Source organism: Sinomonas soli (assembly GCF_054782415.1).
In genome coordinates this window covers 1-19,884 of record NZ_BAAGSN010000022.1, presented here as the reverse complement: position 1 = coordinate 19,884, position 19,884 = coordinate 1, and the positions used below count along the sequence as shown (strand labels likewise).

Annotated in this window: 20 protein-coding genes and 1 pseudogene; 11 read left to right on the top strand and 10 right to left on the bottom strand. The window is 71.3% G+C overall.

Going from position 1 to position 19,884, the window contains the following annotated elements:
• Positions 1–29 precede the first annotated feature (29 nt).
• From cpaB to ACYVKZ_RS19635, 6 genes are read left to right on the top strand one after another with little or no spacing between them, the layout of a single operon-like run.
• On the top strand, positions 30–752 hold the full coding sequence (gene cpaB, locus ACYVKZ_RS19660) for a Flp pilus assembly protein CpaB (RefSeq protein ID WP_460993977.1): 723 nt from the start codon (positions 30–32) through the stop codon (positions 750–752).
• On the top strand, positions 749–1,984 hold the full coding sequence (locus ACYVKZ_RS19655) for an AAA family ATPase (RefSeq protein ID WP_460993975.1): 1,236 nt from the start codon (positions 749–751) through the stop codon (positions 1,982–1,984). Before cpaB ends, ACYVKZ_RS19655 begins: the two co-directional genes overlap by 4 nt.
• On the top strand, positions 1,981–3,531 hold the full coding sequence (locus ACYVKZ_RS19650) for a CpaF family protein (protein WP_460993973.1): 1,551 nt from the start codon (positions 1,981–1,983) through the stop codon (positions 3,529–3,531). Before ACYVKZ_RS19655 ends, ACYVKZ_RS19650 begins: the two co-directional genes overlap by 4 nt.
• Positions 3,531–4,454, top strand: a complete 924-nt coding sequence (locus tag ACYVKZ_RS19645) for a type II secretion system F family protein (protein WP_460994065.1) — start codon at positions 3,531–3,533, stop codon at positions 4,452–4,454. The genes ACYVKZ_RS19650 and ACYVKZ_RS19645 overlap by 1 nt, the downstream gene beginning before the upstream one ends.
• A gap of 9 nt (positions 4,455–4,463) precedes the next feature.
• Positions 4,464–5,357: a type II secretion system F family protein gene (locus tag ACYVKZ_RS19640; protein ID WP_460993971.1), complete on the top strand. Its 894-nt coding sequence runs from the start codon at positions 4,464–4,466 to the stop codon at positions 5,355–5,357.
• Complete coding sequence (locus ACYVKZ_RS19635) at positions 5,354–5,761, top strand: Hpt domain-containing protein (RefSeq protein WP_460993969.1); 408 nt, start codon at positions 5,354–5,356, stop codon at positions 5,759–5,761. Before ACYVKZ_RS19640 ends, ACYVKZ_RS19635 begins: the two co-directional genes overlap by 4 nt.
• Here the strand turns inward: ACYVKZ_RS19635 and ACYVKZ_RS19630 are convergent.
• Positions 5,737–6,588: a response regulator transcription factor gene (locus ACYVKZ_RS19630; protein ID WP_460993967.1), complete on the bottom strand. Its 852-nt coding sequence runs from the start codon at positions 6,586–6,588 to the stop codon at positions 5,737–5,739. The two genes, ACYVKZ_RS19635 and ACYVKZ_RS19630, sit on opposite strands and share 25 nt — an antisense overlap.
• A gap of 122 nt (positions 6,589–6,710) precedes the next feature.
• On the opposite strand from ACYVKZ_RS19630, the gene ACYVKZ_RS19625 reads away from it, so the two are divergent.
• Positions 6,711–8,375, top strand: coding sequence for a sensor histidine kinase (locus tag ACYVKZ_RS19625; protein ID WP_460993965.1), 1,665 nt, complete (start codon positions 6,711–6,713; stop codon positions 8,373–8,375).
• Between the two features lie 187 nt (positions 8,376–8,562).
• On the opposite strand, the gene rplQ is transcribed toward ACYVKZ_RS19625, so the two are convergent.
• The 6 genes from rplQ to infA form a co-directional block, all read right to left on the bottom strand.
• Positions 8,563–9,144, bottom strand: a complete 582-nt coding sequence (gene rplQ / locus ACYVKZ_RS19620) for a 50S ribosomal protein L17 (RefSeq protein ID WP_307004477.1) — start codon at positions 9,142–9,144, stop codon at positions 8,563–8,565.
• A 57-nt stretch (positions 9,145–9,201) separates the two neighbouring features.
• Positions 9,202–10,215 carry a DNA-directed RNA polymerase subunit alpha gene (locus tag ACYVKZ_RS19615; protein WP_307004479.1) on the bottom strand — a complete coding sequence of 338 codons (1,014 nt, stop codon included), beginning with the start codon at positions 10,213–10,215 and terminating at the stop codon, positions 9,202–9,204.
• Positions 10,216–10,402: 187 nt separating this feature from the next.
• Positions 10,403–10,807 (bottom strand): 30S ribosomal protein S11, encoded by a 405-nt coding sequence (gene rpsK, locus ACYVKZ_RS19610; RefSeq protein ID WP_043120112.1) that lies wholly within the window; start codon positions 10,805–10,807, stop codon positions 10,403–10,405.
• A 36-nt stretch (positions 10,808–10,843) separates the two neighbouring features.
• Positions 10,844–11,221, bottom strand: coding sequence for a 30S ribosomal protein S13 (gene rpsM, locus ACYVKZ_RS19605; RefSeq protein WP_066499470.1), 378 nt, complete (start codon positions 11,219–11,221; stop codon positions 10,844–10,846).
• A gap of 186 nt (positions 11,222–11,407) precedes the next feature.
• A complete protein-coding gene (gene rpmJ / locus ACYVKZ_RS19600) occupies positions 11,408–11,521 on the bottom strand; it encodes a 50S ribosomal protein L36 (protein WP_011775570.1) in 114 nt (37 codons plus the stop codon).
• 67 nt (positions 11,522–11,588) lie between these two features.
• Entirely contained in the window at positions 11,589–11,810 is a 222-nt protein-coding gene (infA, locus tag ACYVKZ_RS19595; protein ID WP_011775571.1) for a translation initiation factor IF-1, read from the bottom strand.
• Positions 11,811–12,303: 493 nt separating this feature from the next.
• Here infA and ACYVKZ_RS19590 point away from each other — a divergent pair, with 493 nt between their 5' ends.
• Positions 12,304–13,149 (top strand): type IV toxin-antitoxin system AbiEi family antitoxin domain-containing protein, encoded by an 846-nt coding sequence (locus ACYVKZ_RS19590; protein ID WP_460993961.1) that lies wholly within the window; start codon positions 12,304–12,306, stop codon positions 13,147–13,149.
• A gap of 8 nt (positions 13,150–13,157) precedes the next feature.
• On the opposite strand, the gene ACYVKZ_RS19585 is transcribed toward ACYVKZ_RS19590, so the two are convergent.
• Positions 13,158–14,066, bottom strand: coding sequence for an SRPBCC family protein (locus ACYVKZ_RS19585; protein WP_460993959.1), 909 nt, complete (start codon positions 14,064–14,066; stop codon positions 13,158–13,160).
• Positions 14,067–14,136: 70 nt separating this feature from the next.
• On the bottom strand, positions 14,137–15,198 hold the full coding sequence (locus ACYVKZ_RS19580) for a P1 family peptidase (protein ID WP_460993957.1): 1,062 nt from the start codon (positions 15,196–15,198) through the stop codon (positions 14,137–14,139).
• A gap of 266 nt (positions 15,199–15,464) precedes the next feature.
• Between ACYVKZ_RS19580 and ACYVKZ_RS19575 the strand changes: the two genes are divergently transcribed.
• Genes ACYVKZ_RS19575 through ACYVKZ_RS19565 form a run of 3 tightly spaced genes read left to right on the top strand, consistent with a single transcriptional unit; the run spans position 15,465 to position 18,701 of the window.
• On the top strand, positions 15,465–16,415 hold the full coding sequence (locus ACYVKZ_RS19575) for a carbohydrate ABC transporter permease (protein ID WP_460993955.1): 951 nt from the start codon (positions 15,465–15,467) through the stop codon (positions 16,413–16,415).
• Positions 16,412–17,311 (top strand): carbohydrate ABC transporter permease, encoded by a 900-nt coding sequence (locus tag ACYVKZ_RS19570; protein ID WP_460993953.1) that lies wholly within the window; start codon positions 16,412–16,414, stop codon positions 17,309–17,311. Before ACYVKZ_RS19575 ends, ACYVKZ_RS19570 begins: the two co-directional genes overlap by 4 nt.
• Positions 17,312–17,354: 43 nt before the next feature.
• Positions 17,355–18,701: an ABC transporter substrate-binding protein gene (locus ACYVKZ_RS19565; RefSeq protein ID WP_460993951.1), complete on the top strand. Its 1,347-nt coding sequence runs from the start codon at positions 17,355–17,357 to the stop codon at positions 18,699–18,701.
• A 116-nt stretch (positions 18,702–18,817) separates the two neighbouring features.
• On the opposite strand, the pseudogene ACYVKZ_RS19560 reads toward ACYVKZ_RS19565, so the two are convergent.
• A pseudogene (locus ACYVKZ_RS19560) lies at positions 18,818–19,740 on the bottom strand (NADP-dependent oxidoreductase).
• Positions 19,741–19,884: the final 144 nt, after the last annotated feature.

Sequence of the window (19,884 nt, the reverse complement as noted above, 5' to 3'; positions counted from 1 at the left end):
CCACCCCTTTCGCACCTGTCAGGAGCATCGTGAAGTCAAGGCTCGTTGCCGGGGCCGCCGCCCTCGCGGCGGCCATCCTCGGCGTCATCCTGGTCCTCGCCTACGCCAACGGCGCGGACGCCCGCGCCATGGCCGGCCTGCAGCCCACCCAGGTCCTCGTGGTCGTCAAGCCCATCCCCGCCGGGACCGCCGCAGAGAAGATCAAGGACTCCCTCCAGCTCCGCACCCTCCCCGCAGAGGCGATCGCCCCCACCGCGCTGCGGTCCCTGGACGGCACCGCTGGCAAGGTCACCACCGCCGACCTCTCCGAGGGCGAGCAGCTCCTCGCGGACCGGCTCGCCACCCCGCAGGCCCTCGCTGAGCCGGGCACCGTCCCCGTCCCCGCGGGCCTGCAGGAGGTCTCCTTCCAACTCGACGCCCAGCGCGCCGTGGGCGGACGCCTCGCCGCCGGGGACACCGTGGGCCTCTTCCTCTCCTTCGACAAGGGCGCCGTGCCCTCCGGCGGCCCCGAGAGCACCAGCCTGACGTACGCCGGGATGCTCGTCACCTCGGTCCAGCGCGCCCCGCAGACCACCGAGTCCGCCACCGTGACGCCGACCACGCCGTTCATCATCACGGTCGCAGCGAACGCCTCCCAGGCCTCGCGGATCGTGTTCGCGAGCGAGTTCGGCAAGATCTGGCTCAGCAAGCAGCCCGCAGGCTCTGCCCAGCCCGGCCCCGGACCCATCGACCGAGGAAAGGTCTACCCGTGAGCGGCTTCGTCCTGATCTCCCCGAGCCCCGAGTTCGCCGAGCGGATGCATTCCGCGGTCGACGGCGCGCTCCCGGGCGCCCTCTACACCGTCGCCACCGCGGAACTCCCCGAGCAGCCGGAGCAGGTCTTCGCGCGGCTCGGCGGGGCGCAGCCGGACGCCCTCGTGCTCGGCCCCGGCGTCCCGCTCGACGGTGCGCTGCGCCTCGCCACGGTGTTCGACGTCCGCTACCCCGCCGTCGCCGTCCTCCTCGCCGCCGAGGCCGACGCCGATCTCATGCTCCAGGCCATGCGCGCCGGGATCCGTGACGTGGTCTCCCCCGAGGTTGAGGCCGAACAGCTGCGCGTGGTGCTGCAGCGCTCCGTCCAGGCCACCGAGGGCCGCCGCCGCGCCGGCGCCGCCGGTCCCGAGGGCACCGGCCCGGACGCCGCCACCGGCGTCGTGGACGGCCCGCGCGGCCGCGTGATCGGAGTCTTCTCTCCCAAGGGCGGCGTGGGCAAGACCACCCTCGCCACCAACATCGCCGTCGGCCTGGCCAAGGCCGCCCCCATGGGAGTCGTGATCGTGGACCTGGACCTGCAGTTCGGCGACGTCGCCTCGGGCCTGGACCTCGATCCCGAGCACACTGTCACGGACGCGGTCTCCGCGGCCGCCGCCCGGGACGCGCTGGTGCTCAAGGCCTTCCTCACCCTCCACCCCGCCGGGCTGTACGCCCTGTGCGCGCCCAAGAGCCCCGTGGAGGCGGATGCGATCACCCCCGAGAAGGTCGGCCACCTCCTCCGCCAGCTCGCCGCCCAGTTCGACTACGTCATCGTGGACACGGCCCCGGGACTGGGAGAGTGCACCCTCGCGGCCCTCGAGCACTGCACCGACGGCGTCTGGGTCACCGGCATGGACGTCCCCGGCGTCCGGGGGCTCCGCTCGAGCCTCGACGTCCTCGGCCACCTCGGCCTCCTGCCCGAGGTCCGCCACCTCGTGCTGAACATGGCGGACGCGAAGTCCGGACTCAGCGTCCGCGACGTTGAGGCCACCATCGGCGTGCCCGTGGACGTGAGCGTCCCGCGCTCCAAGCTCGTGGCCTTCTCGACGAACCGCGGCATCCCCGTCCTCCAGGCCTCGCGGAAGGACCGGGCCACGGCGGCCCTCGGCCAGGTCGTGGAGCGGATCTCCCCCACCGCCAAGCCCAAGGCCGCCGCGCGCCGGCGGGCCCACCGCCGAGTGGTGGTCGCGTGAAGCTCTCGGAGCGGCTCAGCCTCGCCGAGGGCGGCGGCCTCGCCCTTGCCCAGGCCCCCGCAGCGGACTCGGCGGCCGCGGACGCGACCGCCGCCGCCGTTCCCGCGCCCCCGGCCGCCCCTGCCGTGGCGGGGTCCGCGTGGGCGAGCCTGTCGGCACGCGCCGCAGCCGCGCCGTCGTCCGCAGCCCCTGGGTCCTCCGCCCCCGCCGCGGCACCGGCCGTGGCCCAGGACGCCCTCACCGGGCTCAAGCAGCGCGCCGCCACCGCCCTGTTCGAGCGCATGGGCCAGCGCTTCGGCGACACGGAGGCCACGGACGACGATCTGCGCAGCGCTGCCCGCGAGGAGCTCACCCACATCATCGACGAGGAGCCCGTACCCCTCAGCGCCCCCGAGCGCGTGCGGCTCCTGCGCGAGGTCGAGGACGACGTGCTCGGCTACGGGCCGCTCCAGCGGCTCCTCGACGACGACGCGGTCACCGAGATCATGGTCAACCGGCACGACCAGATCTACACCGAGCGCAAGGGCCACCTCGCCCTCTCCGAGCTGCGCTTCACCTCGGAGGAGCAGCTGCGCGCAGTGATCGAGCGGATCGTCTCCCGCGTGGGCCGCCGCATCGACGAATCGTCCCCGCTCGTGGACGCCCGCCTGGCCGACGGCTCCCGCGTGAACGCCGTGATCCCGCCGCTTGCCGTGGGCGGCTCGTCCCTGACCATCCGCAAGTTCGGCAAGACCCCGCTGACGGTGCGCGATCTCATCGGCTTCGGAACCCTCACCCCGGACATGGCCGAGCTGCTGCACGCGTGCGTCGAGGCCAAGCTCAACATCATCGTCTCGGGCGGCACCGGCACCGGAAAGACCACCCTGCTCAACGTCCTCTCCGGCTTCATCCCCCACGGGGAGCGGATCGTGACCATCGAGGACGCAGTGGAGCTGCAGATCCAGCAGGAGCACGTGGTCCGGCTCGAGAGCCGCCCGCCCAACACCGAGGGCAAGGGCGAGGTCACGATCCGCGACCTCGTGCGCAACTCGCTCCGCATGCGGCCCGACCGCATCGTGGTCGGCGAGGTCCGCGGCGGCGAGTCGCTGGACATGCTCCAGGCCATGAACACCGGCCACGACGGCTCCCTCTCGACGGTGCACTCCAACTCTCCCCGCGACGCGATCGCCCGCCTCGAGACCCTCGTGCTGATGGCCGGCATGGACCTGCCCCTGCGGGCCATCCGCGAGCAGATCGCCTCCGCGGTCAACCTCATCGTGCAGATCTCCCGCCTGCGCGACGGCACCCGCCGCATCACGCACGTCACCGAGGTGCAGGGCATGGAAGGAGACGTCGTGACGCTGCAGGACGCGTTCGTGTTCGATTACGGCGCCGGGGTCGATCCCTCCGGCCGGTTCCTGGGCCGGCCCGTGCCGACAGGGGTGCGGCCGCGGTTCCTCGAGCGCTTCGAGGACCTGGGCCTGCACGTGCGCCCGGGCATCTTCGGCCCGCTCATGGCACCCGGCGCCGCGGGCAGCCAGGGCACGAAGGAGGGACCGTGGAGCTGATGCTCGGCTGCGGCCTCATCCTCGGAGGAGGCGGTGCCGCCGCGATCCTCGCGCTGCGCCCCGGCAGCCCCGCGCTGCCCGCCAGCCGCCGCCGGCCCACGACGGCGCCCCGCGGCTCCGCGCTCGGCCGCGCCGGCCGCGGCGCCTCCGACGCGCTCCAGGGCTGGCTGACCGGGCACCGCCTCCGGCTCGTCTCCCCCGAGCAGCTAGAGCTCGCCGGCCTGAACGTCCGCCAGGCCGACCTTGTCCTCGTGGTTGGTGGCGCGATGCTGGCCTTCCTCCTCCTCGGCGCGGTCGCGGGGCTGCTGCCGCTCGGCATCCTCGCGGCGCTGATCGTGCCCGTGGTGCCGCGCGTCCTGGTGCGCTCGAAGATTGCCGCGCGGCGGAAGCGCTTCGACGGCCAGCTCGCCGACACCCTGCACCTGCTCTCCGGCGGGCTCCGGGCGGGGCACAGCATCCTGCGCGCGATCGACGCCGCCGCGGCCGAGAGCCCCGAGCCCACCGCCCACGAGATGCGCCGCGTGGTGCGGGACACCGCTCTGGGCCGGGACCTACTCGCCTCGCTCGAGGAGACCTCGGTGCGGATGGCCAGTGAGGACTTCGTCTGGGTGGCCCAGGCGATCCAGATCAACCGGGAGGTAGGCGGCAACCTCGCCGAGGTCCTCGACCAGGTCAACGAGACCATCCGCGAGCGCGGGGAGATCAAGGGCCACATCGCGGCCCTCGCTGCCGAGGGCAAGTTCTCCGCCTACATCCTCATGGCCCTGCCCGTGGGGATCGTGGCCCTGCTCATGGCTGTGAACCCGCACTACATGACGCCGCTGCTCACGAGCCCGCTCGGCTGGGCCATGATCGGCGCCTCCGTGGTGCTCATGGGCATCGGCGCGCTCTGGCTGCGCAAGATCATCGACATCAAGTTCTAGGAGGACCTCGTGACCGTCCCGCTCCTGGCCGCGGCGCTCGTGGCCCTCCCAGTCGCCGCCCTGCTGTGGGCGGTTCTCTCCACAGACCGCCGCGAAGCGCGCGCCATCCAGACGAACCTGTCCCGCGGCCTCGCCGCCGGGCCCGCGGCCCCCCAGCAGGGCCCCGGCCTCGCGGGGGCGCTCGAGGCCCTCGGCCGCCGGCTCACCCCAGCTTCCTACGTCCGCCGGCTCGACACCCTGCTGGCGCGGGCCGGACGGCCCTCCTCCCTGCCCCTGGGCAGGCTGCTCGCCGCCAAGCCCGCGCTCGCCGCCGCCGGGATCGGCTGCGCGGCCTTCATGCTCTCCACCGGCCAGCTGCCGATCATGCGGCTCGTCGCCGTAGTCCTGCCCGTCTTCGGCTACGCGATCCCGGACCTGCTGCTCTACAGCCGGGGCCTCGAGCGGCAGACGGCCATCCAGCGCGAGCTGCCGAACACGCTCGACCAGCTGCTCATCTCGGTTGAGGCCGGCCTCGGCTTCGAGGCCGCCGTGGCGCGGGCCGCCGCCGCCGGGCGCGGGCCGTTCGCCCAGGAGCTCTCCCGTACCCTGCAGGACATGCAGGTGGGACGCACACGCCGCGCCGCCTATCTCGGACTCGCCGAGCGGTCCACCGTCCCCGAGGTCCGCAGCTTCGTCCAGGCAGTGGTGCAGGCCGACGCCTACGGCATCGCCATCTCCCAGGTGCTCCGGGTCCAGGCCAAGGCCATGCGTGTCAAGCGTCGCCAGCGCGCCGAGCAGCAGGCCATGAAGCTGCCCGTCAAGGTCCTCTTCCCCCTGCTGTTCTTCATCTTCCCCGTGCTGTTCATCGCAATCCTCGGCCCCGCCGTCATCAACACAATCGCCACCCTGCAGGGGATGCGATGATGCTCCCGCTCCTCGACGCTGCCGTCCTGGCGAGGCTCGCCGCCGAGATCGGCGAGCCCGCCGCCGCGAGGTTCGCACGCGGCGTCGTGCGCCTGTGGCCGCAGCGCCGCGCGCGGCTCGCCGCGGCCCTCGCCCTCGAGGACGCGGCCGCCGCGGTCGACGCCGCCCTGAGCCTGCGTACCGCGGCGTCCATGGCCGGGGCAGTGCGCCTCGCCGACGCCGCGGACCGCATCGTGGGGCGTGTGCGGGCGGACGGCACCCGGGCCGCGAGGCCCCTGCTGCCGCAGGCCCTTGCGTGCGGGGACGTCACCGCTGTGGTCTTGGCCCGCGGGCTCCCCGCCGGGCCGGCCGCCGCAGCCGCCGCGCTCGGTCAGCGCACTCAGCCGGCCGGACGCAGCCGGTAGCCCACGCCGCGGACGGTCAGGAGCCAGCGCGGGGCGCGCGGGTCGTCGCCGAGCTTGCGGCGCAGGTTCCCGATGTGGACCTCGACCGCGCGCTCGTCCGCCTCGCTGACGTAGGTGTCGTCGCGGAACCTGTCTCCGCGGGCCACGCGGACGAGCTCCGCCCGGGTCAGCACCCGGCCGCCGGCGCGAAGGAGCGAGTGCAGCAGGTCGAACTCACTGCGCGTGAGCTCGAGCTCGGTCCCCGCCACGGAGGCCGTCCGGGTGTTCGGGTCCAGGGCCAGGGCGCCGTTGCGCAGCAGACGGTCGCCGGGCTGGGGCGGCGTCGGCGCGGGGTAGGGCCGGACGGAGTCCTGCTGCCTCGGCGCAGCCTCGGGCCGGGGCATCCACCCGTGGGCGTGGGCCGTCTGGGCTGACCGGGGGTCCGTGAACGGCGCGGCAATGTGCCCTGAGTGGGCCGCCCGGGGCCGGCGCAGCATCGCCCCGATGCGGGCCCGCAGCTCGCGCGGACGGAACGGCTTGGTGAGGTAGTCGTCCGCCCCGGACTGGAGCGCGAACAGGGCGTCCGGCTCCTCGTCGCGGCCGGAGACCATCACCACGTAGGCGTCGCTCGCCCCCCGGATCCGCCGGAGGACCTCGAAGCCGTCGATGTCCGGCAGCCCGACGTCGAGCGTGACCACGGTGGGGTGTTCGGTGCGGGCCAGTTCGGCGCCCTCCCGTCCCGTCGAGGCCGTCCGCACGTCGAAACCCGCGTGGCCCAGCACATCCTCGAGGAGACCGCGCACATCCTCGTCATCCTCCACCACCAGCGCAATACCCAGACCGTTCACAGCGACCCTCCATACGACCGGGAAGCGACAAAAGTGTCATCGACACGATGCCCTAGTGTCACAGTATCCGTCATGCGTGATAAATAAGTGAAGGGGGACGTCTCACGTATCCGGGAGGGATCGTGTCTGTCAAGGAGCTGGCCACCGCCGGCAAGGTCCTCCGCTATGTGGACCGGGTCGGGGCGCGCACACGCGTGCTGCTGTGCCAGCTGCCGCTGACCGTGGCCGTGGCCGTGGCCGTCATCGCCCTCGCCGCGCCCAGCGCCTGGGCAGACGCCGCCGCCGCCCCGCTGTTCGCCGCCGGCATCCTCGCGCAGATGGTGGCCGCGGTCCTGTGCCTAGTCCTGCCATGGGAGCAGCTGAGCGCCGGCGCGGCCCTCTGGATCCCGGCCCTCGACCTCGTCTCCGTGTGGCTGCTGCGCAACGGCGGCCCGCACGGGGCGCTCACCGGCACCGGCGCCCTCGCCGTGTTCCCGGTGATCTGGATCGCCGGCTCGGCGCTCTCGGCCCGCATCGCCCTGTCCACGGCCCTCGTCGGCCCGCTCCTCATCACGCTGCCCACGCTGCTGGCCCCCGGCGCGGCCGGCCACGCCGCCTTCACCGATGCCCTCCTGCTGCCACTCCTCATGCTCACCGTCGCGGTCGCGATCCGCGCCGCCGGGGCGGGACTGCGCCTGCAGGAGCGGCAGCTGCGGGCGCACCAGGCCAAGCTCAAGCAGCTGCTCGAGGACGCCATGGAGAAGGAGGCCCTCCTGGCCACGATCCTCGACGCCGCGAGCGTCGGGATCGTCGCCGTGGACGCGGGCGGGCGGCCCGTGCGGTGGAACGAAGCCTTCCGCGCCCTGCTCGAAGGGGTGGGCTGGGAGTCCCCGGCGGACTTCGACATCGCCGACCGCGCCTTCCCCGTATTCACGAAGGACCGCCGGGCACGCGTCGATCCGGACCGCCGGGTCCTCCACCGCGCCGCCCGCGGCGAGGCGATCGACGGCGAGATGGTGTGGCTCGGCTGGGGGCCCCGCGCCCGGGCGCTCCAAGTGGTCGCGCGGCCGGTCGACGGCGACCGCGGGGGCGCCGTCGTCTCCTACACCGACGTGACCCAGCTGGCCCAGACGGCCGAGGACAAGGCCGAGCTCGTGCGCACCGTGGCCCACGAGTTCCGCACCCCGCTCACCTCGGTGCTCGGCAACCTCGACCTCGCGCTCGAGGCAGAGCTCCCCGCCGCGGCGCGGGGCCGGCTGGAGGTCGCGCAGGGCAACGCCGAGCGCCTCGTCGACCTCGCCCGGGACCTCATGGCCTCCTCCGAGGTCACCCTCCCGATCAGGCCCACCCGGACCGACCTCTCCGCGGTGCTCGCCGGCCGCGCCGAGGCCGTGCAGACGGCGGCCGACGCCGCGCGGGTGCGCCTCGTCGTCGACCTCCCCCCGAACCTGTGGGTGCAGGCGGACCCGCTGCGCATCGGGCAGGCCGCCGACAACCTGCTCTCCAACGCGGTCAAGTACTCCCCCGACGGCGGCGTGGTCACCCTCCGCGCGGCCGCGGCCTGCGGCTGGGCCACGGTCGAGGTCGCCGACACCGGCATCGGCATCTCCGCCGACGACCGCCCGCACATCTTCGACCGGTTCTTCCGCACCGACGCCGCCCGGGGCCTCGACATCCCCGGGGTGGGCCTCGGCCTGTCCTTCACGCGGATGGTCGCCGAGCGCCACGGCGGCCGACTCGAGGTCCAGAGCGAACCCGGCGCCGGCAGCGTCTTCTCGCTCGTCCTCCCGATGGCCGGGCCCAGCTAGGCCCCTCCCCCGTAGGCCCCTCCCCCGTAGGCCCCTCCCCCGGCTCACCGTCACCGCATCACCGGTCCGGGCCCCACCGTCCCAGCCGTCCCGGCCCGGGACGCAGCAGGGCCCCCGTTCCCTGGAGGGGGAACGGGGGCCCTGAACCGATCAGACGCCCCGGCGGTGCGGGACGGCTGGAAGGCGACTACTTGGCGTCGTCGGCCTTCTCCTCAGCGGGAGCCTCGGCGGCGTCCTCGGCCGGAGCCTCGGTGACCTCGGCCTCGGCGGGAGCCTCAGCAGCGGTCTCCTCGGCGGCGGTCTCCTCGGCCGGGGCCTCGACGGTGGCGTCGGCCTTCGGCGCGCTCTTCTCGGCGGCCTTCTCGGCCTCCTTCACCACAGCCTGCTTCGCCGAGACCGGCTCGAGCACGAGCTCGATGACAGCCATGGGGGCGTTGTCGCCCTTGCGGTTGCCGATCTTGGTGATGCGGGTGTAGCCACCGTTGCGCTCCGACAGCTGCGGGGCGATCTCGGTGAAGAGCTCGTGGATGATGCCCTTGTTGGTGTTCGTGCGGGCCGAGATGGCCGCCTGGACACGGCGGCGCGAGGCGAGGTCGCCGCGCTTCGCGAACGTGATGAGGCGCTCGGCGACCGGGCGGAGGCGCTTGGCCTTCGTCACGGTCGTGGTGATGCGCTTGTGCTCGAAGAGCGCAGCGGCGAGGTTGTTGAGCATGAGGCGCTCGTGCGCCGGGCCACCGCCCAGACGCGGACCCTTGGTGGGTGCAGGCATGTCGTTTCTCCTGTTGTGGACCGCTGCCGGCTCTCACCGGCGGCGGGCAAATTCTTCTTAGAGCTCGTCGTCGCTGTACGCGGCATCGTCCTCGTCGCCCGCGGCAGCGCGCGCAGCGAGGGGATCGAATCCGACCGGCGAATCCTTGAGCGAGAGGCCGAGCTCGAGGAGCTTGGCCTTGACCTCGTCGATCGACTTGGCACCGAAGTTGCGGATGTCCATCAGGTCCGCCTCGGAACGGGCCACGAGCTCGCCCACCGTGTGGATGCCCTCGCGCTTGAGGCAGTTGTACGAACGGACGGTGAGGTCCAGGTCCTCGATCGGGAGGGCCATGTCCGCAGCGAGCGCGGCGTCCGTCGGGGACGGGCCGATCTCGATGCCCTCGGCGGCGGTGTTCAGCTCGCGGGCGAGGCCGAACAGCTCCACGAGCGTGGTGCCGGCCGACGCGACGGCGTCGCGCGGCTTGATGGCCGGCTTCGTCTCCACGTCGACGATGAGCTTGTCGAAGTCGGTGCGCTGCTCGACACGGGTCGCCTCGACGCGGAAGGTCACCTTCAGCACCGGGGAGTAGATCGAGTCGACCGGAATACGGCCGATCTCCGCGTCCGCGGACTTGTTCTGCGCCGCGGAGACGTACCCGCGGCCACGCTCGATGGTCAGCTCGAGCTCGAACTTGCCCTTGGAGTTCAGGGTGGCGATGTGCAGATCCGGGTTGTGGATCTCCACGCCGGCCGGCGGGGCGATGTCCGCGGCCGTCACGACGCCGGGGCCCTGCTTGCGCAGGTACGCGACGACGGGCTCGTCCTGGTCGGAGGAGATCGAGAGGCTCTTGAGGTTCAGGATGATCTCGGTGACATCCTCCTTGACCCCCTCAACCGTGGTGAATTCGTGCAGCACGCCGTCAATCCGGATGCTGGTGACGGCAGCCCCCGGGATCGAGGACAGCAGGGTGCGGCGCAGCGAGTTGCCGAGGGTGTAGCCGAAGCCCGGCTCCAGCGGCTCGATGACGAAGCGGGAGCGGTTCTCGGATACTACTTCTTCAGACAGGGTGGGGCGCTGTGCAATGAGCACTGGGTTTTCCTTTCAGGAAGCATCCGCTATATGACGCAACACAGATGGATGGAAAAGGTCTGAACTAAGTAATGAAGCCGGGCGGGGCAGGCCGCGGGAGGCGAGCCGCGCCGTCGTGCGTTGTCTGTGACGCACGACGCCGTGGGCTCGCCTCGGGCGGACCGGCCCCGCCGGCCCCGGCAACCTGTTAGACGCGGCGGCGCTTCGGCGGGCGGCAGCCGTTGTGCGCGCTCGGGGTCACGTCCTGGATGGACCCGACCTCGAGGCCAGCGGCCTGCAGCGCGCGGATGGCGGTCTCGCGGCCCGAGCCCGGGCCCTTCACGAATACGTCGACCTTGCGGAGGCCGTGCTCCTGGGCACGCTTCGCGGCGGACTCGGCGGCCTGCTGCGCGGCGTACGGGGTGGACTTGCGCGAGCCCTTGAAGCCGACCTCACCGGCCGAAGCCCAGGAGATCACAGCACCGGACGGGTCCGTGATGGACACGATGGTGTTGTTGAAGGTGCTCTTGATGTGCGCCTGACCGAGCGCGATGTTCTTCTTGTCCTTGCGGCGCGGCTTGCGGACCGACGTCGCACGAGTCTTTGGGGGCATGTAGCTTCTCCTACCTAAAGTTTTGGGTGACCGCTATCAGCGGCCGGCCTTCTTCTTGCCTGCGACGGTGCGCTTCGGGCCCTTGCGGGTACGAGCGTTGGTCTTGGTGCGCTGGCCGCGGACCGGGAGGCCCCGGCGGTGGCGCAGACCCTCGTAGCTGCCGATCTCGACCTTGCGGCGGATGTCGGCGGCCACCTCGCGGCGGAGGTCACCCTCAACCTTGTAGTTGCCCTCGATGTAGTCACGCAGCTGGACCAGCTCAGCGTCCGTCAGGTCCTTGACCCGGACATCCGCGCTGATGCCCGTGGCAGCGAGCGTTTCCTTCGCACGGGTGCGACCCACGCCGTAGATGTAAGTGAGCGCGATTTCCAGCCGCTTTTCGCGGGGAATGTCAACGCCAGCGAGACGAGCCATATCGGCGGTTCTCCTTGTGCTATCCGGAGGTCGTAGGCAGGACACCCGCTCCGTTCTCGAGCGGCCCCAGCCTCCGGGCCGGGGGTCAGCTGTCCGGGCCCATTCGTCCCAGCGCAGCTTGTGCTGCCTTCTCTAGTTATTGCGTGGGCGTTGCCCGGCCTGATCCTCTCCCTCGCGGGGAGGGGATCAGCCCTGGCGCTGCTTGTGGCGCGGGTTCTCGCAGATCACCATGACCCGCCCATTGCGGCGGATCACCTTGCACTTGTCGCAGATCTGCTTGACGCTCGGCTTGACCTTCATGGCTGTGTCCTTTGCGTGTTCTGCAGGTGGTCAGCATTGACGCCCGGGTGCCCCCGGGCGCGGCTGCTTACTTGTAGCGGTAGACGATCCGGCCGCGGGTCAGGTCGTACGGGCTGAGCTCCACCACGACGCGGTCCTCAGGGAGGATGCGGATGTAGTGCTGGCGCATCTTGCCAGAGATGTGAGCGAGTACGACGTGCTTGTTCGTCAGCTCAACGCGGAACATTGCGTTGGGCAGCGCTTCAGTCACGACACCCTCGATCTCGATGACACCGTCCTTCTTGGCCATAGCCTCCGCTAACTTTCTCTGCCGCCGGGCGCAATGGGCCCCCGGCGGACGTGTATGGTTTGACGACTGGCGGGCCCGCACGCTCCAAATGGGCATGGGAGGGCCGACAGCCAACACACAACTGTACGCCACGTGGCCGCGGAAGTTAAATCCGCCCATGGTACACGCCGTGCCCACCCTGGCTCCCGGAGGGGTCCGCGTTTCCTGCCCTTGGCCCGGCTGTCCGCCCCCTCCCCGCCCTTCTGCGCACTCCTCACCACCCTTGCTGGCACTCCTCCCCTGCTTTGGGCCGTGCTGGCCGCCACCGACGGTGGAAAGGCCCGCAGAGACCGGCCTTCTCCTGCCGGATCCGCCCGGCACAAGCCCCAAAGCCGGGGACGGCTGCAGCAAAGATGGGAAGGACTTCAGACGCTCGGACTGGCAAGAGGCGTTTGTTTCCACATACCGCCCGAGCCGGGGCCACTTTCCTTGGCCGCCCGGCGACAATCGACGCATGGATCGAGTCGTCGATGCCCTCCGCGCCCACGAGGGCGTGGCGCGCCGCTCCGAGCTGCTCGCGGCGGGCGTGAGCCGGGGCGCCCTGGCCTCGGCGTTCCGCGACGGGAGCGTGCTCCGCCCGGCGCGGGGCATCGTCGCACTGCACGACGCCGATCCGCTGCTGGTCCGCTGCCTGGCCACCAACTCGCTGCTCACGTGCGTCTCGGCGGCGCGGCGGCAGGGGCTCTGGGTGCTCGAGGACCACAGAGAGGTCCACCTTCTGAGGCCGGACGGCAGGCTGGCCTCCGACCGGGCCGTGGTACACCGGGGTTCTTGGGCGCCTGCGAGCCCGCGGAGCCGGACCACCTCGATCCTCGACACCGCAATGCACGCGTTGCACTGCCTGCCGGAGATGGAGTCGCTGGTCATTGTCGAATCCGCCCTGCAGAAGGGGCTGTCACGCGAGCTGCTCAAGAGCCTGCTCACCGGGCCGCGCAACGGGCCGGCCCGCGCGGTCCTGGCCATGGTGGACCGCGGCGCCGACTCCCTCGCGGAGACCCTGGCCCGGGAGCACCTGCGGAGGGCTGGATTCCTGGTCGAGCCGCAGGTCGCGGTGGACAGCGTGGGGTCGATGGACCACATCGTCGAGCGCTGCCTGGATCTCGAGATCGACGGCAAGACCCACCAGCAGCCCGAGAGCCGGTATAGCGACTACCTGCGCGACGGGGCCGCCCAGGCCCGCGGCTTCGCGACACTCCGGGTGAGCTACGGCGAGGTGGTCCATCGGACGGAGCAGATGGTGGCCCGCGTCGGGGCGGTCGTCGCCGCCCGCTTGGCCCAGGGCAACCTACCCGTCTACTGACGCGCCGCCTACAGCCCGGCCCCGGCCTCGGCTTTGGCCTTGATGCCGGCCAACAGCTCCTCCTGGCTGCGCTCCGACATCTTGATGACCAGTGAGTCGACCGCGGCGTCCGCCCAGTTCGCGGGCAGCACATCCGAGCGCATGCTCAGGCGGGTGCCACCGTCCTCCGGAGCGACGGCGACCACGAAGACCGGACCCAGCGCGGCCTTCGAGGTCAAGTGGTCATTCGGCACGAACTCCGTGTACTCGTGGGTGGTCCGGAGCGGGATGCCCAGGACGCGCCAGGAGGCCTCGAAGGTTGTTCCCACGCCCTCCGGCGCAACGCGGAGGTCCGAGATCCGCACGTACGGCCCCAGCCACACGGCCGGGTCCTTGACGAGGTCGAACACGCGCTCCACCGGTGCGTGGATGCTGACGGCGCCGGACCACGTCAGCGTGTGGACGAGCTTCTTCTCGGGTTCGAGGACCGCCTTCTGGCCGGTCTCCACGAGGCTCTTGATGTTGGCGGCCAGGCCCTCGATGTCGTCCTCGGCCCAGCGGGTGAAGAGCGCCTGGAGCGGGACCCGCACGAGCGGCGTCTCGATGTCGAAGCCCTGCTCGACACTCAGCACCGTTCCGGCGCCCCGGGGCTCGAGGGAGAAGGTGAGGACAGGGCCGGCTGTGGCCTTCGAGACGATCCGCTGGTTGCGGACCACCTCCCGGTACTCGTGGGTGACGGACATGTGGAGCCCGAAGATCTTCGCCGCCCATTTCGCCGACGTGCCGACTCCGTCCGGGGTGATCTGGACGTCCGTGACCTCGCTGTCGCCGGGGAACGCGAGCATCCATCGCGTCGGGTCGCTGAGGAAGGTGAAGACCGTGTCCACCGGCGCGTTGATCTCCACCGTCTTCACGAGGTTCTCGACCATCGTTCCCATCCCCTCTCCCGGCGCGAATCCTTGCCCCCCAGTCAACCGGGCGGGGGCGCGGCCGGCCCAGAGGAGAAGGTCACGGCACGGGGAAGCGCTCCCATGTCCCGGCCGGCGTGGTCACCGGCGTCGCCGAGCGGACCCCGTCGAGGATGGCCTCCCGGACCGCGTTGGCCGCCGCCACCTGCACCGACATGAGGCCGACGACGCGCCCCGCCTCCGAGGAGCGGTCGAACTCGACTGCGCGGGTCGACAGCCCGAAGACGGTGTCGCCGTCCACGAGCGTGTGGCTCGGGTCCAGCGCGCGGGCCAGCCCGGCGTGCGCCGCGGTGGCCAGGCGCTTGCACTCGGCCGGGGTGAGGGACGCATTCGTCGCCACCACCACGAGGGTCGTGTTCAGCGCGCCCGGAGCGGCGACCCCTCCCACGCCACCGCCTTCGCCGGCCGAGGCCGCCTCCTGGGCAACCTCCGCCTCGCCCTCGGCGTCGCCGAGCTTGCCGGCCCCTGCAGCTCCTGGGAAGACCGGCACGCCGGCGGCGTTCACCACGGCGAGCGCGCCGACCACGATCCCCTCGGGCAGGACCACCGGGGCGCCGCCGGGCGGCCCGGGCACGGCGCCGCCGGGCACCCGCACCGACGCCATCCCCACGCCGCCCTTGTACATGGCGCGGCCCACCGCCGCCCCGGTTCCGGCGCCGACGCAGCCGCGGAGCCCGCCGTCGGGCGCGTCCTCGAGGCCCACGCACGCGGCCGCCGCCTCGAAGCCCATCGCCGCGTCCGGCCGGGCACCGAAGTCCCCGCCGCGGCCGAGGTCGAAGATCACCGCACCGGCCACGATCGGCACCACCCCGCCCACCACGGGGTGCCCCTGTCCCTGCTGCTCGAGCCATAGCTGCACGCCGCCCGCCGCGGCGAGGCCGTAGGCACTTCCGCCGCACAGGGCGATCCCGTCCACGGTCTGCACGAGGGTGGACGGGTCGAGGGCGTCGGTCTCGATCGTGCCCGGGCCGCCGCCGCGCACATCGACCCCGCCGGCGCTGCCGGGAGGGAGCACGACGGCGGTCACTCCGCTGAGCCACCCGTCCTCCGAGCGCTGGGCGTGGCCGACCCGGAGGCCGGGGACATCGAGAAGGGAACCCATGGGCCCCATTCAACGCTGGCCCCTGCCCCGGCTCAACAGCCGGGGCCACACTCCCGGCGCGGCCCTTGGGTGTGGTGTGTCCCACTCATTACGCTAACGCAGTGTGAACTCTTGGATACGCGGGACGGAATTCGCCCGGGGGCGGGGCGGATTCCGGCCGGAGCCGCCGCCGGCCCGTGGTCCACTACTACGCGGGGGTTTCACGCCCATACCCAGATCTTGAAGGAATGCTTGTCAATGTCCCATCCCGCTTGCAGGATTCATCCATGAGCGAGTCGACCTTGGAGCGTCGCCAGGGCGCCTCCTCCACTTCCCGGCCCGAGCGGAAGCGCTCGCGCTTCTCCGGCCGCAGCCGCCGCGACTTCTTCGTCTTCCTCGCGTTCGCGCTGCCGAACCTGATCCTCATCGCCGTGTTCACCTACCGGCCCCTGTTCGCGAACCTGCAGTACTCGTTCCTCGACTGGACCCTCGGGTCCAAGACCGCGAGGAACATCGGCTTCGAGAACTACGCCACGTTCTTCGGCAGCGACGACGCCCCGCGCGTCCTCGGCACCACCGCGATCTTCACTGTCCTCACCGTGGGCCTGTCCATGGTGCTGGGCCTGCTGGTGGCGCTCGCGCTGAACGCGAAGGTCCGCGGTACCACGTTCGCCCGCTCCGCCGTGTTCGCCCCCTATGTCCTCTCGGGCGTGGGCGTGGGCCTCGTGTGGATGTTCATCTTCGACCCCGGCTACGGCGCCCTCGCGTGGTTCCTCCGCACCTTCGGCGTCGCGAGCCCGCAATGGTTCAACGACCCCCAGCTCGCGCTGACCATGGTGATCATCGTCTACATCTGGAAGAACCTCGGCTACTGCGCGGTCGTGTACCTCGCCGGGCTGCAGTCCCTCCCGGCCGACGTCATGGAGGCCGCCGCGATCGACGGCGCCGGGGCCACCCGCCGCTTCCTGAGCATCAGCCTGCCCCTGCTCTCCCCCACCACGTTCTTCCTGCTCATCACCACGATCCTGTCGAGCCTGCAGGCGTTCGACCTCATCCGCATCATGACCCCGCTCGGCAACGGCACGAGCACCCTCATCTACGAGGCCTACATGCAGGCGTTCGGCTCCTACAACCGGGCCGGGTACTCGGCGGCGATCTCGGTGATCCTCTTCGTGATCCTGCTCGTCATCACGGTCGTGCAGATCCGCTTCGTCGAGAGGAAGGTGCACTACGCATGACCGCCCCCGCACCCGTCACCGTCACGGAGACCGCCGGCGAGCCCGAGCGCCCGCGCCCGTTCTCGTCCCAGAACCTCATCCGCACGATCGCCGGCGGCTACGTCCCGCTGGTCATCGCCACCCTCATCGTGGCGCTGCCCCTGCTGTGGATGGTCGTGAGCTCGTTCAAGAGCCCCGGCGAGATCGTCACGACGGACCTGAAGGTCCTCCCCCAGTCGATCAACCTCGACAACTACAACACGGCTATGACCACCGTCCCGTTCGCGCGGTTCTTCCTCAACTCGACGATCGTCACGGCGGTCGGCGCGGTCGTGAAGGTGACCCTGGCCATCATGACGGCGTACGCGCTCGTGTTCGTGCGCTTCCCGTTCAAGAACCTCGTGTTCATCCTCATCCTGGTGGCGCTCATGGTGCCCTCGCAGGTCTCGATCCTGCCCAACTACGTGCTCATCGCGAGCATCGGCGGGAAGAACACCCTCTGGGGCATCATCCTGCCGGGGCTCGGCACGGCGTTCGGCACCTTCCTCCTGCGCCAGCACTTCATGACCCTGCCCGCCTCGATCCTCGAGGCCGCCGAGATCGACGGCGCGGGCCACTGGAAGCGGCTCTGGAGCATCGTGGTCCCGGTGTCGGTCCCCTCGATCGCCACGGTGGCCCTCGTGACCATCGTCTCGGAGTGGAACGACTACATCTGGCCGCTCATCATCACGGACAAGCCCGAGGTCATGACTCTGCCGGTGGGCCTGACGCTCCTGCAGAACTCGGAGAGCGGCACCGGGTCGTGGGGCATCCTCATGGCCGGTGCGGTGCTCGTGATCGTGCCCGTCCTCATCGTCTTCGCCATGCTCCAGCGCTACATCGTGGCCGGCCTCACCCAGGGCTCCGTCACCGGCTAGGCAGAAGCTCCACCACTCTCAAGCACCTACGAAAGGCACAGCAATGGCATTCCGACTCGACCGTCGGCACTTCCTCGGCCTCGCCGGCGCGAGCGCGTCCGTGGCGGCCCTCGCCGCCTGCGGCGGCCCTGACACCTCCGGCAGCAGCGCGACCTCCGCGGTCGCGGACATCGACTTCAAGGACGTCAAGCCGGCGGCGTCGATCGACTTCTGGTCCAGCCACCCGGGCAAGTCCGAGGACATCGAGAAGCAGCTCGTGGCGAAGTTCGAGGCGGCGAACCCGGGCATCAAGGTCAACCTCGTCACGGCCGGGGCGAACTACGAGGAGATCGCCCAGAAGTTCCAGACCGCGCAGGCCGCCAACTCGGGCCTGCCGGGCGTCGTGCTGCTCTCGGACGTGTGGTGGTTCCGCTACTACATCAACGGCAATATCATCCCGATGGACTCCGCGATCAAGCAGCTGGACATCAAGCTCAGCGACTACCGCGACTCGCTCGTGCAGGACTACCAGTACGCGAACAAGCAGTGGGCCATGCCGTACGCCCGCTCCACCCCGCTGTTCTACTACAACAAGGACCACTTCAAGGCCGCCGGCCTGCCCGACCGTGCCCCGGCCACGTGGTCGGAGTTCGGCGACTGGGCCTCGAAGATCAAGGCGGCCTCGGGCGCCCAGTACGCGTACATGTACCCGGCGCTGGCCGACTACGCGGGCTGGACCCTGCAGAACAACCTCTGGGGCTGGGGCTCGGGCTGGTCCAAGGGCTGGGACATCACCTGCGACTCGGACGATGCCGTCGCCGCGATGCAGTGGGTGCAGGACTCGGTGTACAAGGACAAGTGGGCGGGCGTGTCCTCGAAGGACTCCTCGGCGGACTTCGGCGGTGGCATCGCCTCCGCCACCATCTCCTCGACGGGCTCCCTCGTGGGCGTGCTCAAGACGGCCAAGTTCAACGTGGGCGTCGGCTTCCTCCCCGGAGGCCCGAAGGCGACCAAGCCGGTGTGCCCCACGGGCGGCGCGGGCCTGGGCATCCCCTCCGGGATCTCCAAGGAGCAGCAGCTCGCCGCGGCCATGTTCATCAAGTTCGTGGGCCAGCCCGAGAACGCCGCGGCCTTCTCCGGGGCCACCGGCTACATGCCGGTCAACAAGTCGGCGGACATGACCGCCGTGCTGGCCAAGACCCCGCAGATCCAGACCGCGATCGACCAGCTCGCCGTGACCAAGGTCCAGGACAACGCCCGCGTGTTCCTGCCGGGCGCGGACCAGGAGATGGCCAAGGCTGTCGCGAAGATCGTCACCCAGCAGGCGGACGTGAAGTCCACCATGGGCGACCTCAAGAAGACCCTGCAGGGCATCTACGACAAGGACGTGAAGCCCAAGCTCAAGTCCTGACCCGGGCAGTCGTGGAGCGGCCCCGAAGCCTCTCCACACCACCGGGGGACGCACGACGGCGCCGCTCGCCTTCCACGGTGAGCGGCGCCGTCGTGCGTCGGGCAGGCAGCGCTACGTCAGGGGCGGACCACGAGCTTGCCCCGCACGTGGCCGCCCTCGAGCGTCCGGTAGGCGTCGGCGGCCTGGGCGAGCTCGACGACGTCCGCGACCTCGACCTTGAGCCTGCCGTCCGCGGCGAGCTGGGCCAGTTCGGCGAGGTCCTCCGGGTTCGGGCGGACCCAGATGTACTGGCCGCCGTACTCGTCGCGGGCCGCGGGGTCGGTGATGGAGGCGACGGTCCCGCCCGCGCGCAGCAGCTGCGGGACGGTGTCCAGGGCGCCGTTCCCCACGAAGTCGAGGATGTGGTCGAAGCCCTCCGGGGCGAGGCCGCGCGCCGCCTCGACCAGGCCCTCGCCGTACGCGACGGGCTCGGCGCCGAGCGAGCGCAGGTACTCGTGGTTGCCCTCAGAGGCGGTACCCACCACCCGGGCGCCGGCGAGGACGGCCAGCTGGGTCGCGTAGGAGCCCACGCCGCCGGCGGCCGCGTGGATGAGCACGGTCGAGCCGGCGGAGACCCCGGCCCGGCGCACGGTCTGCAGGGCGGTGAGGCCCGCGAGCGGGAGCGCGGCCGCGTCCTCGAAGCTGAGGCCCTCGGGCTTGCGCGCGGCGGTCCGCACGGGGACCTCGACGAGCTCCGCGAGGGTGCCGCCCGAGATGACGTCCTTGCGGGCATAGGCGAGGATCTCGTCCCCGACCTCGAACTCGGGGGTGTCGAGGCCGGCCTTGACGATCACGCCGGCCACGTCCCATCCCGGACCGCCGGGAAGACGGTGTCGATCACTCCCTGCAGGTAGCCCTCGCGGGCCTTGTAGTCCACGGGGTTCAGGCTCGCGGCCTTCACCTGCACGAGCACCGAGTCCGAGCCAGGGTGCGGGTCGGGGAGCTCCTGGAGCGCCAGGACGTCAGAGGATCCGAAACGGTCGTATGCGATGGCCTTCATACCCGGCGCCAACGCCGGGGCTACCGGCCGGTATTCCCTCGGGCCGCGGTCCTGCGGCGGGCGCCAGCAGGGTCCCTCCCCGGGGGGTGCCTCTATGGTTTTCGTCAAGCCGCGGCGGCGGTTGGGGGCTGGTAGAGGGTGCCG